Source organism: Streptomyces sp. NPDC002926 (genome assembly GCF_053591755.1).
The window spans coordinates 126,860-142,996 of record NZ_JBSFUK010000008.1 but is presented as its reverse complement, the minus strand read 5'-3'; the positions used below and the strand labels follow the sequence as shown (position 1 = coordinate 142,996).

Below are 16,137 nucleotides of genomic sequence, written 5' to 3'. Positions count from 1 at the left end.
GCTCAGTAGAGGGGGACAGCTCCGCATCAACCGCAGACGACCAGCCCCTCCCCGGGTGCTGGCCGTCTGAGGTGGTGTGTCGTTCTGGCCTCGGGATCAAGGACGGCCGAGGGCCCGATAGGTCCATCCGGCCTCGCGCCAGGTGTCGGGGCTGAGGGTGCCGCGGCCGTCGATGACCATCGGCTGAGTGGGGCGGTGGACGAGACGATGCGGGTCGATGTGACCGAACTCTGCCCACTCGGTCAGGTGCAGCAGCAGGTCGGCGTCCTGGACGGCGGCGATCGGGTCGTCGATGTAGTCGAGTTCGGGGTAGATCTTGCGGGCGTTGTCGAGGGCCTTGGGGTCGGTGACGGTGACGGTGGCGCCGAGCTCGTGGAGTCTCTGGGCGACGGCGAGGGCGGGCGAGTCGCGGATGTCGTCGGTGTTCGGTTTGAAGGCGGCGCCCCAGACGGTGATCCGCTTGCCCATGAGGTCGCCGTTGAGCTGTTCGCAGGCGAGGTCGATGATGGCCCCGCGGCGGCGGGTGTTGACCGCGTCGGCCTCGCGGAGGATGCCGGTGGCCGCTTCGGCTCCGAGCACGGCGGCCTGGGCGATGAAGCCGCGGATGTCCTTGGGCAGGCAGCCTCCGCCGAAGCCAAGACCGGGCCGCATCCCGCGCCGGCCGATGCGGAGGTCGTGGCCGAGGATCTCGGCGAGATGCTGGACGTCGGCGTCGGACTTCTCGCAGATCTCGGCCATCGCGTTGATGAAGGAGATCTTGGTGGCGAGGAAGGAGTTCGCGGCGCCCTTGGCGAGTTCGGCCGTCGCCCAGTCGGTGACGATCGTCGGGGTCCCGGACTTGATGATCTTCGCAAAGCACTGCCGCAGCATGGCCTCGGCCCAGGTCTGCTCTTCCTGGAAGCCGAGAACGAGCCGGTCGGGGTGGAGGGTGTCTTCGATGGCAAACGATTCGCGCAGGAACTCGGGGTTCCAGGCGACCTCGACCTGGTCGCCTGCCGGTGCGTGGGCCCGCAGGCTCTCGGCGACTCGGGGTGCGGTGCCGACCGGGACGGTCGACTTGACCGCGATCACGGCCGGACCGGTCAGACACGGGGCGAGCTGGCGGACCACGGAATAGAGCTGGGTAAGGTCGTAGGTGTCCTTGCCGGGCGTCTGCGGGGTGCCGACCCCGATGAAGTGCAGGTCGGCGAAGTGGGCAGCCTCGGCGTAGGAGGCGGTGAACTTCAGGCGGCCCGTGGCGGTGTGTTTGGCCAGCAGGTCGTCCAGGTCGCGCTCGAAGAACGGGGCCTTGCCGGAGTTGAGGACGGCGACCCTGTCCATGTCGCAGTCCATGCCGAGGACTTCGTGGCCGAGTTCGGCCATGCAGGCCGCGTGGGTGGCGCCGAGGTAGCCGCAGCCGACGACGGTGAGTTTCACGAGCGTGTCCTTCCAGATGGGGCCGCGTCCCGGCAGCCCCTTCCCGGGGACGGGTTCAGGTGGGCCGATCGCCAGCATCTCCGGGCGGACGATCAGCGGAGCCTGGCCGTAGCAGGTCAGGGTGGTGACCTCGGAGGCGAACGCGAGCCGCGCGCCGTCCAGGCGCCAGTAGAGCGGCTTCTCCCCCAGCCGGTCCCGGGCCAGGAACAGCTTGCCGACGCGCGGGTCATAGACCGCGAGCGCGAACATGCCGTCCAGCCCATCCAGGCAGGACGGCCCGAGCTTCGTCCATGCCTTGAGGACCAGGTGGCGTCGGTCTCCTTCTCGGCGAGCTCGATGCCCCAGGCGGCGGCCTGCTGCCGGTAGTTGTAGATCTCGACGTTGAAGGCCAGCAGCAACCCGGAGGTGCGGTCCAGGTAGGGGCCGGGGCGGGCGAGCGGGTCCACGATCAGCAGCGTGTTCATGGCCAGCACCGCCCGCCCGTCGCTGGATGGGCCGTGCATGGTGCCGTCCGGTCCACGGTAGTGCTGGGCGATGCCCATGGCCTTTCACCGTCGTCTGGTGCCACTGGGCGTCCGGTCCGGCCAATCCTGCGATTCCGCACATCTGGTTCACCCCCGAGAGTGAGCGTTGGTGCCCTGCCGGCGGCCACCGCCGGAAGGCGCCTGGTCCAGTTCCGGCGGTGGCCTGGGCCTTCATCACAGCGGTCAGCAAGAAGACCGGGGAGGGCTCGCAGGGGGGCTCACAACTCGCGTGCGCGGTTCATGCGGGCCCCGCAGGCAATACCCTCGGTGACCCAACACGCGTATCGCGTACGACTCTTCGTGCCCAGCGAGGGTTCGCGTACGACTGAAAATCCTCAGCCGTCCGCGTACCACTTTCTGTGCCCAGTCGAGTACGACCTCGTGCGCAACGCTCCAGTACTGGTCAAGGGGGACGTCGTGGCATCGACCGTCCGTCGGGCCCGTCCTCCCAATACGGACCTGGCCCGGCTCATCGAAGCCTCTGGTGCGAGCCACAAGTCCCTGGCTCTGCGCGTCAACCAGCTCGCCCACGAGGCCGGGATAGAGACCGACTACTCGCATACGTCCGTGGCGAACTGGTGCCGGCGCGGGATGATCCCGAAGCCGCCGGTGCCCCGGCTGCTGGCCCAGGCGATCGGGGAACGGCTGGGGCGGCCCGTCAATCTCGCAGAAATCGGTATGGGCGAGGCGGAGACAATCGACGCTTCGGTGGGGTTGGATTTCTCGCGAGATCCCGCCGACGCTGTCCGCGTCGCCACTTCGTTCTGGAGCTCCGTGAACCGCCGCGACTTCCTCAAGGAGACCGGGTCCGGCTTCGCCGTGTCCGCGTTCGCCGTCCCGGTCACCCGCTGGCTGGTCAGCCCCGCCGATGAGACCGCCGACCACCAGGGCGGTCAGCAGGTCGGTCGCTCAGACCTGGACGAACTGCGCGAAGCCGCCGACCACGCCCGTCGCTGGGACTCGAAGTATGGCGGCGGGAACTGGAAGTCCAGCTCCGTCACCGATTGCCTTGAGCACCGGGCGGCCCCACTCCTGCAGGGCACCTTCTCCGACGGCGTCGGCCGTGAACTCTTCAGCGTGACCGCCGAGTTGTCGCGGCTTGCCGGGTGGACGGCGTTCGACGTCGGGCAGCACGATGCCGCCCAGCGGCACTTCATCCAGGCTCTCCGCCTGGCCCGCGCGGGCGGGGATGTGCAGCTGGGCTGCTATGTCCTGACCACGATGGCCATGCAGTCCCTGATGCGGGGCTTCGCCTCCGAGGCCGTGGACATGGCCCAGGGCGCCTTCGAACGCGCCAAGGGGCAGGCGGCGCCGAGAGTGCTGGCGTTCACCAAGCTGATCGAGGCCCGCGCTCACGCCCGCGAGAACGACCCCAAGGCCGCCTCACGGGCCCTCGCGGCATCCGAGGACCTGCTGGGCCAGGCCAGAGCCGAAAGCGGCGACGAGCCCGGATGGATCGACTTCTATCACCACGCCCGCCTCTCGGCGGACGCCGCCGAGGTCTTCCGTGACCTGAAGAACCCCAAGGCCGCCCTCGCCTGGAACAAGCAGGCCGCCGCGATGCCGACCGGGGTGTTCACGCGCTCTGTCGGGATGCGGCTCGCGATCGTGGGGACCGCCCATCTGCAGGCCCGTGACCTCGACCACGGTCTCGAGCTCGGCAACCGCTCCGTCGACATCCTCGCCCGCGTTCAGTCCAGCCGGGCCAAGGACTACGTCCGCGAGTTCAACGCAGCCCTGGCGCCCTGGCGGCGCGAGCCGGCCGTCTGCGAGTTCGTCCACCGCACCCGCTCCGAACTCGCCGTCGCCGCCTGAGTAGTGCCCGCCCGCCTCGTTCTGCCCGTGAACGCGGGCAGAACGAGGCGGGCTGCTGGCGAGATTACCGGCCGGGCTCGGTGCGCGGGGTGCAACAGCACCACCGGGGCCCGCTTGCGGCCCTGCTGGCCGCGAAGCTGGTCGTTCTCGACCTCCAGCACGTTCACCACCCGGGCGAACTTCTCGATCTCGGCCTGCTGGCGCTTGTTCTCCGCGATCACCTCGGCCAGTCGTTCCTTGGTCTTCTTCAGCTCCGCCCGCAGCTTGCGCTCGCTGTCGGGGACGCGGTGCCGCGATTGTCTCCGCTCGCCTCAGTCCGAGAATCTTTCGACGAGCGGTCCGTGCAGCCAGCGGGAGCGAGCGGCCAGCCGACGGGGCGAGTGAGCGAGGTGCTGGGGACCGGCTTCAGGCCGGGAAGGACTGGACGAGGTGAGGGAGGGACGACAGAGCGAGCAGGCCGGCTTCCGATTCGGTCACCGCGTCGGCCAGCGCCCGCATCTGCCGCCTTGCCGCTTGTGGTCCGCGCTCGGCCCGCTCGGCACCGGATGACGAACCCCCATCCCGTCCACCGGGGCGGCCCCATGCCTGGGCGAGGAGGATGGATGCCCGGGCTCTGGATCGGCGTGGCGTTCCGTCCGGCTCCCCCGCGCAGCGTTCCGGGCCGGCGGTGTGGTCCGGTCGGCCCGGAGACATGGTCGCCGTGGGGTCAGCTGTCGTTCTTGTTGGTGGGGGTGTCGTCGAAGCGGGCGTTGGACTTGTGGAAGCCCTTGCTGCGTTCGATGGTCTTGGTCTTCTCCTTGATGATGACGGTGCCGTCGGGGCGGATGATCGTGGTGCGCTTGGTGACGGTGATCTTCTTGGTGCCCTTGCCGGGCTTGTCTTTCTTCTTGAACCGGTCCTTGTGGTGGTCGTCGTGATGGCTGCTGATCTTGGTGGTGTGGGGGGCCGGGGCGGCGTGGGCGGTGGAGGAGAGCATGGCCCCTCCGGCGGCCAGGGCGGTGGTGGCGGTGACGACGGCCAGGCGCTGGGTCCGAGTGGTGCGGATCATGGTGCTCTCCTTGAGGTGAGGGGGATGGGGGTTCCAGGTGGTCCGGCTGCTCCGGTGAACCCGTGCATCCAGTAAGCCCTGAACCGGGCGGACCGGTCATGACCCTGCATTTCGGGACTTGACGGACGAGAGGAGTGCCTGATAGCAGCCGGACTCCGTCGACACGGCCCGGGAGCGGCCGGGGGCGGCCCCGGGGGCGGCCGGCACCCCCCGTACGTGCTGAGGGCTGCGGTGCGGGTTGTGCGGTGCGCGTCGCGGTGGGAGCGGGTGTGCAGGCGGCACGGGCAATACGGGGCGCTAGGGGGCGGTGGCGGCTGGACGCGGACGCCGGCCTTTCCCACAGCTCACCGGCAGGAACATGTCCCGCTCCTGCCGGCGGTCGGGCCACCCGGTGGCCCCGCGCCTTCACCAGGGGGTCCCCGCAGAAGGACTGTCGGCAAAACCACAGGTCGGCGCGTTTCGTCGGCGGCTCACCGTGCTCGGTCCCGTGGCGCCCTGTCCGTGATCGGCAACGGCGCCGGCGACGGCCCTTCTGCCCGCCGTCCACGCCAGGAACCGGTGCCCCGTCCGCGAGCGCAGCTCAGGAAGCGTCGTCCCCACGCAGGCTGGGGGACGGACCGGGAATCCACGGGAGCGCCGATGATCCAGGTGTGCCGTCACAGGCGCTCGGCGTGCCACTGGCCGACGAGGTCCCGGTAGAGCGCGGACTGGTCGAGCATCTGTTCATGGGTTCCCAGTGCGGCGTGGACGCCGTCGAGCACGAGGACCCGGTCGGCTCGCTGGGCCGAACTGATGCGGTGGGCCACGACGATCACGGTGCCGGGCCGTGCGGCGAATGCCGCCTCGGCCTGTGCCTCGGCTGCCGGATCGAGGTGGCAGGTTGCCTCGTCGAGCAGTATCAGCCGTGCGGGCGAAAGGTGGGCCCGGGCCAGGGCGATGAGCTGGCACTCGCCGTGCGACAGCGCGGCAGGGTCGGCCACAGCGTCGTATCCGCCCAGGCGCCGGATCAGCGGGGCGGCTCCGACCGCTTCGGCGGAGTGGCGCATGGCCGCTGCCGATGCTCCGCCGGGGCACAGATATTGCAGGTTGTCGCGCAGCGTTCCGCTGAAGACGTACGCCTGCTGGGGAATGAGCACCCGGAGCCGGGACGGTTCGCCGGACGCACTCATCCGTGCTTGTTCTCCGTGAACCCGTACCTGTCCCCGGTCGGGGGTGAGCAGGCCGGCGATGAGTGCGGTCAGGGTGGACTTGCCGATGCCGCTGGGGCCGACGACGGCGAGGTGCTCTCCGGGCGCGATGGTGAGGCTGAGGTCGCGCAGCACTGGCTGGGCGTCGCTTCGGTAGGCGAAGGTCAGCGTGCGCAGTTCGACTGCCGGTGCTTGCCGGCCGTCGGTGGGATGCACGACGTCGGAGCCGGTGATGGCTGCTGGGGTGAGGGGATCCGGATATGTTCCGGCCGTCAGCCGGTCGAGGACGACCAGGAGTCTGGTCCCTGCGGCTCCCAGGGCCTGGACCAGCGTGTGCAGCGCCGGCAGGAGTGCCTGCATGAGGTAGGTCAATGCGCCGGCCAGGGTGCCGGCGGTGACTCCTTGCCTCAGGAGCCACGGTGCCGCGGCCAGCAGCAGAACGACGGGGAGCTGTCCTGCCACCGCCAGGGCCAGGGTGCGGGCGGCCGCCCATCGGGCGAGGGCCCGGGCGGTGCGTGCCTCGTTCTCGATCAGAGCACAGGTGAGGTCGCGTGCCTGTGCCGTGGCCCCGCAGGCCAGCACGTCGCGCAGGCCCTGCGCCAGGGCTCCCGTCTGCGTTGCCAGGGCTTCGTCGGCGCGCAGGAAGTCGCGTTGGCAGGCTGCCATGGGGATGAGCGTGGCGGTGAACAGGAGCAGCCCGAGAGCGAGGGGCGGCACGACGACCAGCAGGAGCTGCGGAGCAAGCGAGGCCAGACCCGCGAGCGCGCCTGCTGTGGTGAAGAGGAATGACCGGGCGACCAGGACCAGTCCGGCGAAACTGTCGCGTGCGATTTCGGTCTGATGCGTCAGCCTGGAGACAACGGCGCTGTCCGCGCTGCGCGCGGCCCCGGTCATCGCGTCGGCCAGCGCTTTCGATGTCACCCTGCGGATCAGTGCGTCCCGCAGGGGTTCGACAAGGTCGGCAAGGCCGCGGAAGACTCCCCGGGTGGCCAGGCCGCCCGCGAGGGCGGCGCCGGCGGCAAGAGCCAGCCACAGAAGTCCGGTGCCCGGGCGGCCGGCGAGGAACCCCTGGTCCAGCGACTTTGCGACGCTGTAGCCGCCGACGAAGGTCTGCAGGGATTCCAGGAGCGACCAGCTTCCCAGGGTCCGCAGTACCCGTTTGCGGCGGCCCAGGAAGCGCAGCGCCTGTGGCAGGATCCGCCCGCCCGTCATGAGTCCGGCTCCCTCGTCGGGGATTCTTCAGGGCCGGCGAACACCGCACGGTAGTCGGCGTTCTCCCACAGGCGTTCGTGCGGACCCACCGCGCGGATCCGGCCGTTCTCCATCCAGGCGACGAGATCGGCGCGCGCCGCGGTGGAGACACGGTGGGCTATCAGCAGGCGGGTACCGGGGTGTACATCGCGCAGCAGGGCCCGTCCGACGTGAAGTTCCGTGACGCTGTCGAGACTGGAGGTGGCGTCATCGAGCACGAGGAGGCGACCGGCGTGGGCGAAGGCCCGTGCCAGCCCCAGTCGTTGGAGTTCCCCGCCGGACAGGGGGACCTGAAGGAGCCGGGCCCCGTAGCGTCCGGGCAGCAGCTGCACGAACGTGTCGGCCCCGGCCGCGCGGGCCGCTTTTTCGATGTGGCGGGCGCTGGGCGCATCCGGTCCGAAAGCGATGGCAGCGCCGACGGTTTCGCCGAACAGGACCGGACGTTCGAAGGCGTAGCCGGTTTCCCTGCGCAGGTGCGCAGGGTCGACTTCGGTCAGCGGCACTCCGTCGAGCAGTACCTGGCCGGCGTCGGGATCGGTCAGGCGCCCTGCCAGGGCGGCAAGCGTCGACTTCCCGGCTCCGGAGCGGCCGACGATAGCCATGACCGTCCCGCCGGGGACGGTCAGATCGACGTCGTGCAGTACGGGTGCTCCGTTACGGATGACGGTGACGCCCCGCAGCTCCAGGCGGCCCGGTCCCCCCTCCGGCAACGGGCGGCGCCCCTGCCGGACCGGGGAGATGGACAGGACTTCGGCGGTGCGGCGGGCAGCGGAGCGGCTGCGCAGGAGAGCGTTGAGCTGTCCGGTGACCGCGCCCAGGCCGGCGGCGAGGTTGGTGTAGGCGGCTGCGGCGAGGAGCTGGCCGACGCTCAGGTTTCCGTCAACGAGCCGGATCCCGCCCACGGCGACCACCAGCGTGATCAGCAGCGGCACCAGGATGCTGCTGCCGGCCGCCGCGTCGCCGTACACCTGCCACATGCGTCGTCCCTGTGCACTCAGGGCCTCAAGAGGTGCCAGGATGCGCACGCGTTCCCTTTTTGCGGTTCCTGCGGCGGCGATCGTGCGCGCACCGCCGAGGGCCTCCACGAGGCGGGACGCGATGGTGGCCTGGATGCGCTGGTACTGCGTGATGCTGTCGGAGGAACGGCGCGTGAAAGCACGCAGCAGCAGAAGCAACAGGGGAGCCCCGGCCAGGAAGACGGCTGCCAGCCAGAGATCGGTGAGCGCCAGCGCGGCCAGGCCGCCGAGCGGAGCCAGGAGCGAGGCGGCGCCGGCGGCCGCGGTCACGGGGGCTGTGCCGGCCTCAGCGGCGTTGCCGGTCAGGCGGGTGACGAGATCACCCACAGTGAACCGGTCGGCGGCGCGACGCGGCTCGATACTCAGCAGGTGTTCGATGCCCCGGCGCCGGATGCGTGCGGTGCTGCGCGCACTGGTCACGCCGCTCAGGTACGCCACCAGAGCATCCGAGAGGACTTCGGCGAGGATCAGGAGCGCGCACAGCACGACAGCGCGGTGCAGGCCCGCCGCCCCGTTCAGGGTGCGGTCCAGTGCGATACCGAGCGCGGCCGGAAGAGCAAGGGCCGCAGCGGCGGACGCCGCGCTGAAGACAAGCACAGCCGTGGCGTGGCCGGCACTGTGGCGGGCCGCGTCGACCAGCACATGACGGGCACGGGCGGCCGGTGCGGGTTGCCTGGCAGGCGAGCGGTGGGTGAGGGCCATAGGTGTGCGGTCCTCGTCTTCGTGGCAGGGGCGGGTCGGAGCGCAGTGGCCCCGGCGGTGCGTCAGCCGGAGCCACTGCGGTCATTTCACGGGGTGTTCAGACCCCGTAGGCGACAGCTCAGTGACACGTGGTGATGCTGAGGCTGCTGTCGCCGCACAGCAGCAGGCTCGCGCGGCTGCCGCCGGTGCCGAGCTCGCCGGTGATCTCGGTGGTGGGGGTTTCCATCATCTGCAGGTCGAGAAGGGTCATGGTCGTGTTCCTCTCAATTGGGGACGGTTCTTTCCTTGCGGCTCCCCGAAGGGAGCCGGTTTTAGGGCCGCTTTGGCGGCGGGAGGAAGGGCAGGTGCACGGGAGTCTCGTGCAGGGCGCTGCCCAGGGCGAGCAAGCAGCCGGCGGTGCCGGTGCTCAGATCCATGGAGAGACGCATCATCTGCTCCCCCGCGAAGGCCAGTTGCCCTTGGTAGGGGATGGCGCCCCAGGAGAGTGAGTCGATCTGGCGGCGCACATCGGCGTCATGTGTGCCGGGGCCTGCGGCCGTGGTGCGGCTCAGATGCAGCACCATGCCCGCGGCTCCGCGGAACAGGCCGGGCTGGGCGTAGAACTTGGCCTGCGCAGCCGCGACGATGTCCTGTCGTGCCTGTTCGAACTGTTCGTCGCGGCGGTGCACGAGGTAGTCGTCGAGGACCATACCGATCCCGACGCTGCCGGCCCCGAGGTACGGCATGGTCCGCCAGCCCTCGCTGACCTGGAGAGTGCCGCCGACGCTGCGGACACAGCGTTCCAGATCACGGCGCAGGGCATCGGCCGCGAGGTCCAACAGGCCACGGTCGCCGGTACGTTCATACAGGCGCACGAACAGCAGCGCCGTTCCACTCGCGCCGTGCAGGAGTCCGGCGCGGGCGGCGACAGGTCCAGCGGAAGGACCCGTGGCGGGTGAGGCGACCTTGTCGGCTATCAGCTGCGCGCACTGCAGTGCCTTGTCGTGCAGGGTGTGCTCGCCGGTGGACGTGGCCAGGGCGTCCAGGGCGAGTGCGAGACCCGCCAGGCCACTGTGCAAGTCGGGCGCGATGTCATGCCAGGGCCCTGAAGTGAGGGTGTCGACCAGGTCGAGTGCCTGTTCCCGATGCCCGAGCCGGTCCAGTACCCACGCGATGCCGGACAGCCCGTCGTAGAACCCCAGCGGTGTGCCGGAGGCGGGGGACTTGGTGGCCCGCAGCAGCCACTCCTCGGCCGCCGGACAACGCTGCGCGCCGGTCTCGGCCAACGCGTACAGCACTCCCGCCGCTCCATAGGAGAAGCAGGCACCACCGGCCGAGTTGGCGAACTGGGCGATGTCTCCGGGGAAGAAACGGTCATCACGCTCCGGTGTGGCCGACGCGATGATGGCTCCTGCCATGGAGTCCCGGCTGCGCGGCCAGTCTGCAAGCCGCACGGGCAGGTACTCGACCCCATCCCCCTGTACTTCCGCGCCCGTTGACCCGCGTGACGTCATCACAAGGCCCCGCTGGATCTCCGCAACAGCCTCCTCGAGGAACGCCGGCGGTACAGGGAACTGCTCCCCCGCGATCCGAGCCAGATGGGCGGCCTTGGCACGGTCCACCGCGAACAGACTCGTCAGCGGGAGGAACAGCGCCAGACGCAGGCACGCCAGGGCGTACCGGTCGACATCGAACCCCCTGCGGTCGGCGGGAGCGACGAACCCCGGGTTTGCGACCACCTGCCGCCGTGTCTCGTCGTCGATGGCGGCGGCCTCGAAGTCCAGGAGCACCACCGAGGATTCGTCCTCGGACAGCATGACGTTGAACAGATGCAGATCGTTGAAGACCACACCCCGGGCGTGGATCGCCTCCACGGCTTCCTCGACGAGACGGTAGACCCGCATCGCCCACTGTGTGTACTCGGCGAGCTTTTCCGTACTGGGATCGGCCTCGATGAGCGGATGCCGATGGGCGAAGAAGTTGTTCAGAGGCCGCCCCTCGATGTACTCCATGACAAGAAAGGAGTGCTCTCCGAGGGTGAACCAGTCCAGTACCTCAGGCGTGCAGGCGAGTCCGGCCAGTCTCCGCAGAGCATCACGTTCACGCTCGAGACGAGCAACCGCATCCGCCCCGTCGGCAGCAAGACCCGCATGCGGCCTGCCCTCCTTCAGGACCACCTGCCGGCCGGTGCGCACATCCCGGCCGACGTACACGCCGCCGCCGTTGGAGAAGTGCAGCGCGCGCTCGAACCGGTACGGGACATCAGCGACCGTGGTCGAGGCGCGGGCCGCCACATGCGGTTCGAGGAACGCCGGGAGAGTGACCCACGGGGGGACATGGAAGGTCGGGTCCCGGCGATCGGGCACCAACTGCCCTTGTGCGTCCGACACCGCGGGAACCAACTCGCCGCTCTCGTCGTAGCAGTACCGCTCGGTGAAGCTGCCGTAGCGCACATAGACCGGCCCGGCATTCAAGCGCAGATCGCTGAGGATGACCGGACCGGGTTCGCCGGCGAGGAGCTCGTCCAGGCCCTCAGCGAGGGTACGGAACTCCTCGTCGTCGGCCGGATAGACCGTGATGAACTTTCCACTGGCGCCGCGATTCGCGTATTTCGCGTTACGGGAATGGAGCAAGTACTGGCTCGGCATGCATTTGAAGGCGACAGAACGTGGGACGCAGTAGTCCCACACCGTCCCGAGGATCTTCTCCGCGTTTTCCAGACACGCGGAGACGTGGATCTTCCATCCCTGGCTGGGCAGTTCCCGCTCCAAGGGGCGGAAGGCCAGCCAGTCACCGGAACGGTGCCGTTGCCACCCCTCTGGCAGGTCGCGCCCCGTAACCGGGTACGGGGCACCGCTGCTTGCACCATCAGACGCCCGCCGGTAGGGCGCGTCATAGAACTGACGGCTGACATCACAGAAAGCGGCGTACCCCTTGTTCATCAGACTCCTTCGGCTGGTGACACCGAGAGACGCTGTCACGTAGCCGCGAGCCGGAACAGTCACACTTGTCACTCAACGAGCATGCGGAACGCACGAGTAACAACTCAGCAAGCATCGATCTCATCGTCGTTGAAGGACGCCGAGGGGCGTTCACTCGGGCGCCGGGACGCCCGTGGGCTCCCCGGCGGGTGCGGAGGGCAGCGGCGCACCGGCGGCGGCTGTCGTGCGCAACGTACGGCCTGCAGCCGGCGGGGTCCGCCAGCAGGAGTGCCGGGGCCGCCACCCGTAGCCGCTCCAAACCCACAAGAGCCGCCGAAGGCCTCCAGCGGGCCATCGACAGCCCCGGGCAGACCCGTCCATCCGGCCGCCTGCATGCCGACAAGGCCCAGGGCCAATGCCGTTGCGTCAGATCCGGACTTACGCTGCCGATCCGGTGCGGATGCGGTTCATCGCCTGCCGCCTGGTCGGCGTTTTTGGCGCCGGTCGGGACGGTTGTCGCCGGTGGCCGACCTGCCGACCTCCAGGCCACGGAAGCCGGCCAGGTAGCCCCCTCCCCCGTGTCGGAACCCGAATCCGCCGCCCCCAACTCCTCGGCGGCCTCATCAACGCATACCAACAGGCAGCCTGAACCCGCCCACGCAAACAACCGGGTCGTCGACCCACACTGGGGTTTTCACGCGGGACAGGATCTCCATGAGCAGGTCCGGTCGAAGAGCCAGTCGCGCCGGCAGCCTGCCAGCAGATACCTACTCCGCTCCGGCCTGCTGCGGCGGGCAATGACCCCAGCTCGCCGACACGCCGCACATCGACAGACCTCGGCTCAATCAGGGGGTTGGTTGCGGTGTTCCTCATAGGCCTCGCCCAGGCGGTCCCGAAGCCGCGCATGGCGGAACTGGTAGACCGCGCCGACCTGGCGCAGCACGCCTCGCCGGTAGGCGTCGTCCAGGAAAGCGTTCACTGCCCACGGCATTCGCCCCGTCAGGGGCAGCCAGATGCGGGCCAGGAGCACCCATCGGCCCCAAGCGGTCAAAGTGCCGACCCCGAGCCCGACCGTGAGCCCGGCCGCAAGCCCGGCCGACAGCCCGACTACGAATCCGTTCACGAGCCAGATCGTGATCCCGTACCCGAGCCCGATCACGAGCCCGACCGCCAGCAGTTGGGTGAGCACGGTGGCGCGGTTTGTGTTCAACAGCTCCGACGGGCTGACGGAGGTTTTTCTCTCGATGACAGCCTCGAGCCCGGCCATGAGCGCGAGCGTGAGTCCGACCGCGAGCCCGAGAATGATCCCGATCACGAGCCCGTTCCCGAAAACCAGCGCGATCGCGAGCACGGGATAACCCAGAAGAACCCAATAGGCCGCGAGTCCCAGGCCGAACACGACCCCGAATACGAGGCCGCCCGCGAGCCCGCCCCGAACCCTGGGGAAGAAGCTCTCCCGCACCTTCTTCGTTCCACCGCGGATCTGTATGTGCATGCGCGACGGCTCGAATGCCGGGCCGCCGACCTTGAGCTTCGCGGCGAACCCCTGTATGAGCCCGAAAGTCAGCCCGATCCCGAGCCCGTTCAGAGGAATGTCAACGACTCCCTCCGTGAGCCACCACGCGCGCCCGTACACGAGCCCGACCGTGGCCGCGTACACGATCCCGATCATGAGCCCGGACAGAATTCCGACCGTGACCCCGACCACGAGCATCTGTGAGGAGAGCTTCATGCTGGTTCCCAGTCGCCACCATTCCACGTCATGTGTCTTGAGCTGTCTCAGGTGCGCGGCGAGGTAGCCGAGCCGGTGCCGGGCGAGTTCGGGGTCCCATCGCCGCTGTTCCACCGCGGGTCGGTTGCTGAGAAAGCGCGCGTAGGCGGTGGGGATGAAGTTGTCCAGGAGATGGTCTTCAAGGGCTTTTCGGGTGCCCAGCTCGACGTCCAGCAGCTCCGATGGATTGCGGTCGGATTCGTAGACGGTGCGGGCAAGTGTGACCATCAGGGGCGTTGTCAGCACGGCGGCGAGATTGGCGCCGGCTGATGTGTGGGGACGGCAGCGCAACTCGCTCAGGACGTACTGCCACCCGGTCGGGGTGGTGGTGTCCGTGCCGTCGGAGAGGGTCGTATCGGTGGCGTGCAGCAGGTAGTTGACGGAGTCGTCCAGGGTGAGGTCGCTCAATTCGATACCGACGGCACAGGGAACAACCTTGGTTGCCTTCACGGCGGCTTCGAGTTCGGCGTGGCGACTGGTCACCAGCAGCGGCAGGGTGGCGGCGTTGAGTGCTCTCAGCGCGGGTCCGCGCAGGCCGTTGGCGATCTCGTCGAACCCGTCCAGGATCGGCAGGACGTAGCCGGCACCGACCAGCGCGGCGGCCCACGTCGATCCGTTGGGGCTGGGTCCGGCCAGAAAGGGCTGGTCCCGCTCCAACTGGCTGATCAGCCAGTCCCGCAGTGGGGTGGTGGTGGGATTCCACGACCCGAGGCTGAAGATCACCGGTACCGGTGCCGTGTCGGTTGGAGTGCGCGCCTTCAGCCGGGCCAGTGCGAAACGTAGGGTCAGGATGGTCTTCCCCGAGCCTGCCCCGCCCAGCACCATCAGCCAGCCGGACTCGGTCCGCTCGAAGACCGCCGCGATCTCATCCAGCTGACCGGCCAGGTCCAGCGGGGGAGCATCCGTCGCCTCTGCCGGGGCGTTGCGGATGCTGTCCCGGCGGCCGGGCGCCTTCGAAGGTACCAATCGCCAGTGCACAGGCAGCGGGTGCGGATCCCGTAACCGCTGTTGTTCCTCCTCACGGTGCAGGCGGTCGCTGACCTTCTGTGCGAGCAGATAGGCCTTGTCGACCAGCGCATCCTCGACCGAGCTACGCCTGGCGCGGACCGCCTGCACAAGCCGTTCGACCATCTCGGCCAGCGTGTCCTCGGCGGAGATCCCTCCGGCGTTGATGAGCACATTGACCGCGTTGTCGCCGGTGCTCGCGATGCCCGAGTTGCCACCGTCGACTTTGATCGACCGGTCGCCGCCCGGCCGGTCAGGGGTATGCACAGCGGGGTCCAGTTCCTGGGGGCCGGGCCCGAGGCTCACTGGTGCAGGGTGTTCGTCGCGCCCTCGCCGGTCGAGATGATCCCGGAGTTGTCTCCGCCGATGGCGACGCTGTGGGCACCGCGGGCCTGGACGGCCGGACGTTCCCGCAGCAGCGCCGACAGTTCAGCAGCAAGCTCCGGGGTGTCCCTCAGTACTTCCTGCAGCGCATCCCTGAACTCTGTGCGCCGAGAGGCCAGCGTGTTCGGGGCCGCGTCCGCCAGGTTGGTGACGGCGGCTCGAACCGGGTCGGCGTCGGCGCTGCGGTGCAGGATCCGGTTGAGCAATCGCTGCCCCAGCCGCACCGTCGCCCCGGCCGCTTCATCCTCGGCCATGGTCAGCACGGAGACGCCGTAGGCGCCCACCGCCGCTGCGACTGCCGGCACGATTTGGCCGAGCAGTAAATCGATCTCGGGCACAGGTGTTCCTCCTGTCGCGCACCGCGCATTCAGGAGTTCATGCTAGCCACACCGGCACCTTTGATCAGCGGTTCGGCCACGAAATTGATTTCACGTCAGCTCCGCTCCGGAACGGTTGATGGCCGCTCTGTGGGAACACGCCGGGGCTGGTGGATCGGGTGGACACCGCGTGCGGCGGACCGAGCCGCGAGGCGTCCTCATCCACCCACCAGGACAGACCGAGCCGTAACGCAACGGCATTGGGCTTGGGGGGCATCCCCCACCAGCGGACATGGCTGCGGGGCAAGCGCATTGGGGTGCGCATCGCGCGCAAGGGGGTGAAGTCCGGCAAGCGGCTGGTCCGCCGCCGCTGGGTGATCGCGCGGACGACCCCGTGGCTGTCCGGCTACCGCAGGCTCAGCCCCAACTACGAACGCCACCCCTGCAACTACTTGACCTTGCTCGGCCTCGCCGCGACCTGCGGGTCGCGGGGCGCAGAAGAGTCCTGAGAGCGACGCGAGTTGTAGCCGTCCGGAGCCAACCTTATGCACGACCGGCCCGTTGCGCTGATCTGCCTCTCCCGCCGCCTACAAGCCCTGTATTTCAGCCAGGCCGTCGGCGGACGCCGCGCCTGAGGCAGGTCAGCCCGGGCGGCAGAGCTGTCCGCCCCAAGGCAGCAGGTCAGACAGCGCGACACGATCGCCCTCGACTATGGCGGGCCTCCCCGGGCATCGAGCAGCCGTGAACTTCACCGTGGCGACGGGGTTGAGGGACTGAAGCCGGAGCAAACGGAGAAATACG

At 69.1% G+C, this 16,137-nt stretch carries 9 protein-coding genes and 1 pseudogene; 2 read left to right on the top strand and 8 right to left on the bottom strand.

What is annotated here, in order from left to right; all coding sequences use genetic code 11:
- Positions 1–96 precede the first annotated feature (96 nt).
- Positions 97–2,022 (bottom strand): nucleotide sugar dehydrogenase, encoded by a 1,926-nt coding sequence (locus ACWDZ6_RS16580; protein ID WP_451503409.1) that lies wholly within the window; start codon positions 2,020–2,022, stop codon positions 97–99.
- Between the two features lie 335 nt (positions 2,023–2,357).
- Here ACWDZ6_RS16580 and ACWDZ6_RS16575 point away from each other — a divergent pair, with 335 nt between their 5' ends.
- The gene (locus tag ACWDZ6_RS16575; RefSeq protein ID WP_451503408.1) at positions 2,358–3,755 is read left to right on the top strand and encodes a sporulation protein; all 1,398 of its coding nucleotides are present in this window, start codon (positions 2,358–2,360) and stop codon (positions 3,753–3,755) included.
- 706 nt (positions 3,756–4,461) lie between these two features.
- On the opposite strand, the gene ACWDZ6_RS16570 is transcribed toward ACWDZ6_RS16575, so the two are convergent.
- From ACWDZ6_RS16570 to ACWDZ6_RS16540, 7 genes are all read right to left on the bottom strand, one after another.
- On the bottom strand, positions 4,462–4,803 hold the full coding sequence (locus ACWDZ6_RS16570) for a hypothetical protein (RefSeq protein WP_451503407.1): 342 nt from the start codon (positions 4,801–4,803) through the stop codon (positions 4,462–4,464).
- 656 nt (positions 4,804–5,459) lie between these two features.
- Positions 5,460–7,202, bottom strand: coding sequence for an ATP-binding cassette domain-containing protein (locus ACWDZ6_RS16565; RefSeq protein ID WP_451503406.1), 1,743 nt, complete (start codon positions 7,200–7,202; stop codon positions 5,460–5,462).
- Positions 7,199–8,959 (bottom strand): ABC transporter ATP-binding protein, encoded by a 1,761-nt coding sequence (locus ACWDZ6_RS16560; RefSeq protein ID WP_451503405.1) that lies wholly within the window; start codon positions 8,957–8,959, stop codon positions 7,199–7,201. Before ACWDZ6_RS16560 ends, ACWDZ6_RS16565 begins: the two co-directional genes overlap by 4 nt.
- A gap of 118 nt (positions 8,960–9,077) precedes the next feature.
- Entirely contained in the window at positions 9,078–9,209 is a 132-nt protein-coding gene (locus ACWDZ6_RS16555; RefSeq protein WP_451503404.1) for a SapB/AmfS family lanthipeptide, read from the bottom strand.
- Between the two features lie 61 nt (positions 9,210–9,270).
- Entirely contained in the window at positions 9,271–11,880 is a 2,610-nt protein-coding gene (gene lanKC, locus ACWDZ6_RS16550; protein WP_451503403.1) for a class III lanthionine synthetase LanKC, read from the bottom strand.
- Positions 11,881–12,700: 820 nt separating this feature from the next.
- Complete coding sequence (locus ACWDZ6_RS16545) at positions 12,701–14,941, bottom strand: NACHT domain-containing protein (protein WP_451503402.1); 2,241 nt, start codon at positions 14,939–14,941, stop codon at positions 12,701–12,703.
- Positions 14,938–15,357 (bottom strand): hypothetical protein, encoded by a 420-nt coding sequence (locus tag ACWDZ6_RS16540; RefSeq protein WP_451503401.1) that lies wholly within the window; start codon positions 15,355–15,357, stop codon positions 14,938–14,940. The genes ACWDZ6_RS16545 and ACWDZ6_RS16540 overlap by 4 nt, the downstream gene beginning before the upstream one ends.
- Positions 15,358–15,614: 257 nt before the next feature.
- On the opposite strand from ACWDZ6_RS16540, the pseudogene ACWDZ6_RS16535 reads away from it, so the two are divergent.
- Positions 15,615–15,845: pseudogene (locus ACWDZ6_RS16535) on the top strand (hypothetical protein); the annotation flags it as partial.
- Positions 15,846–16,137 lie beyond the last annotated feature (292 nt).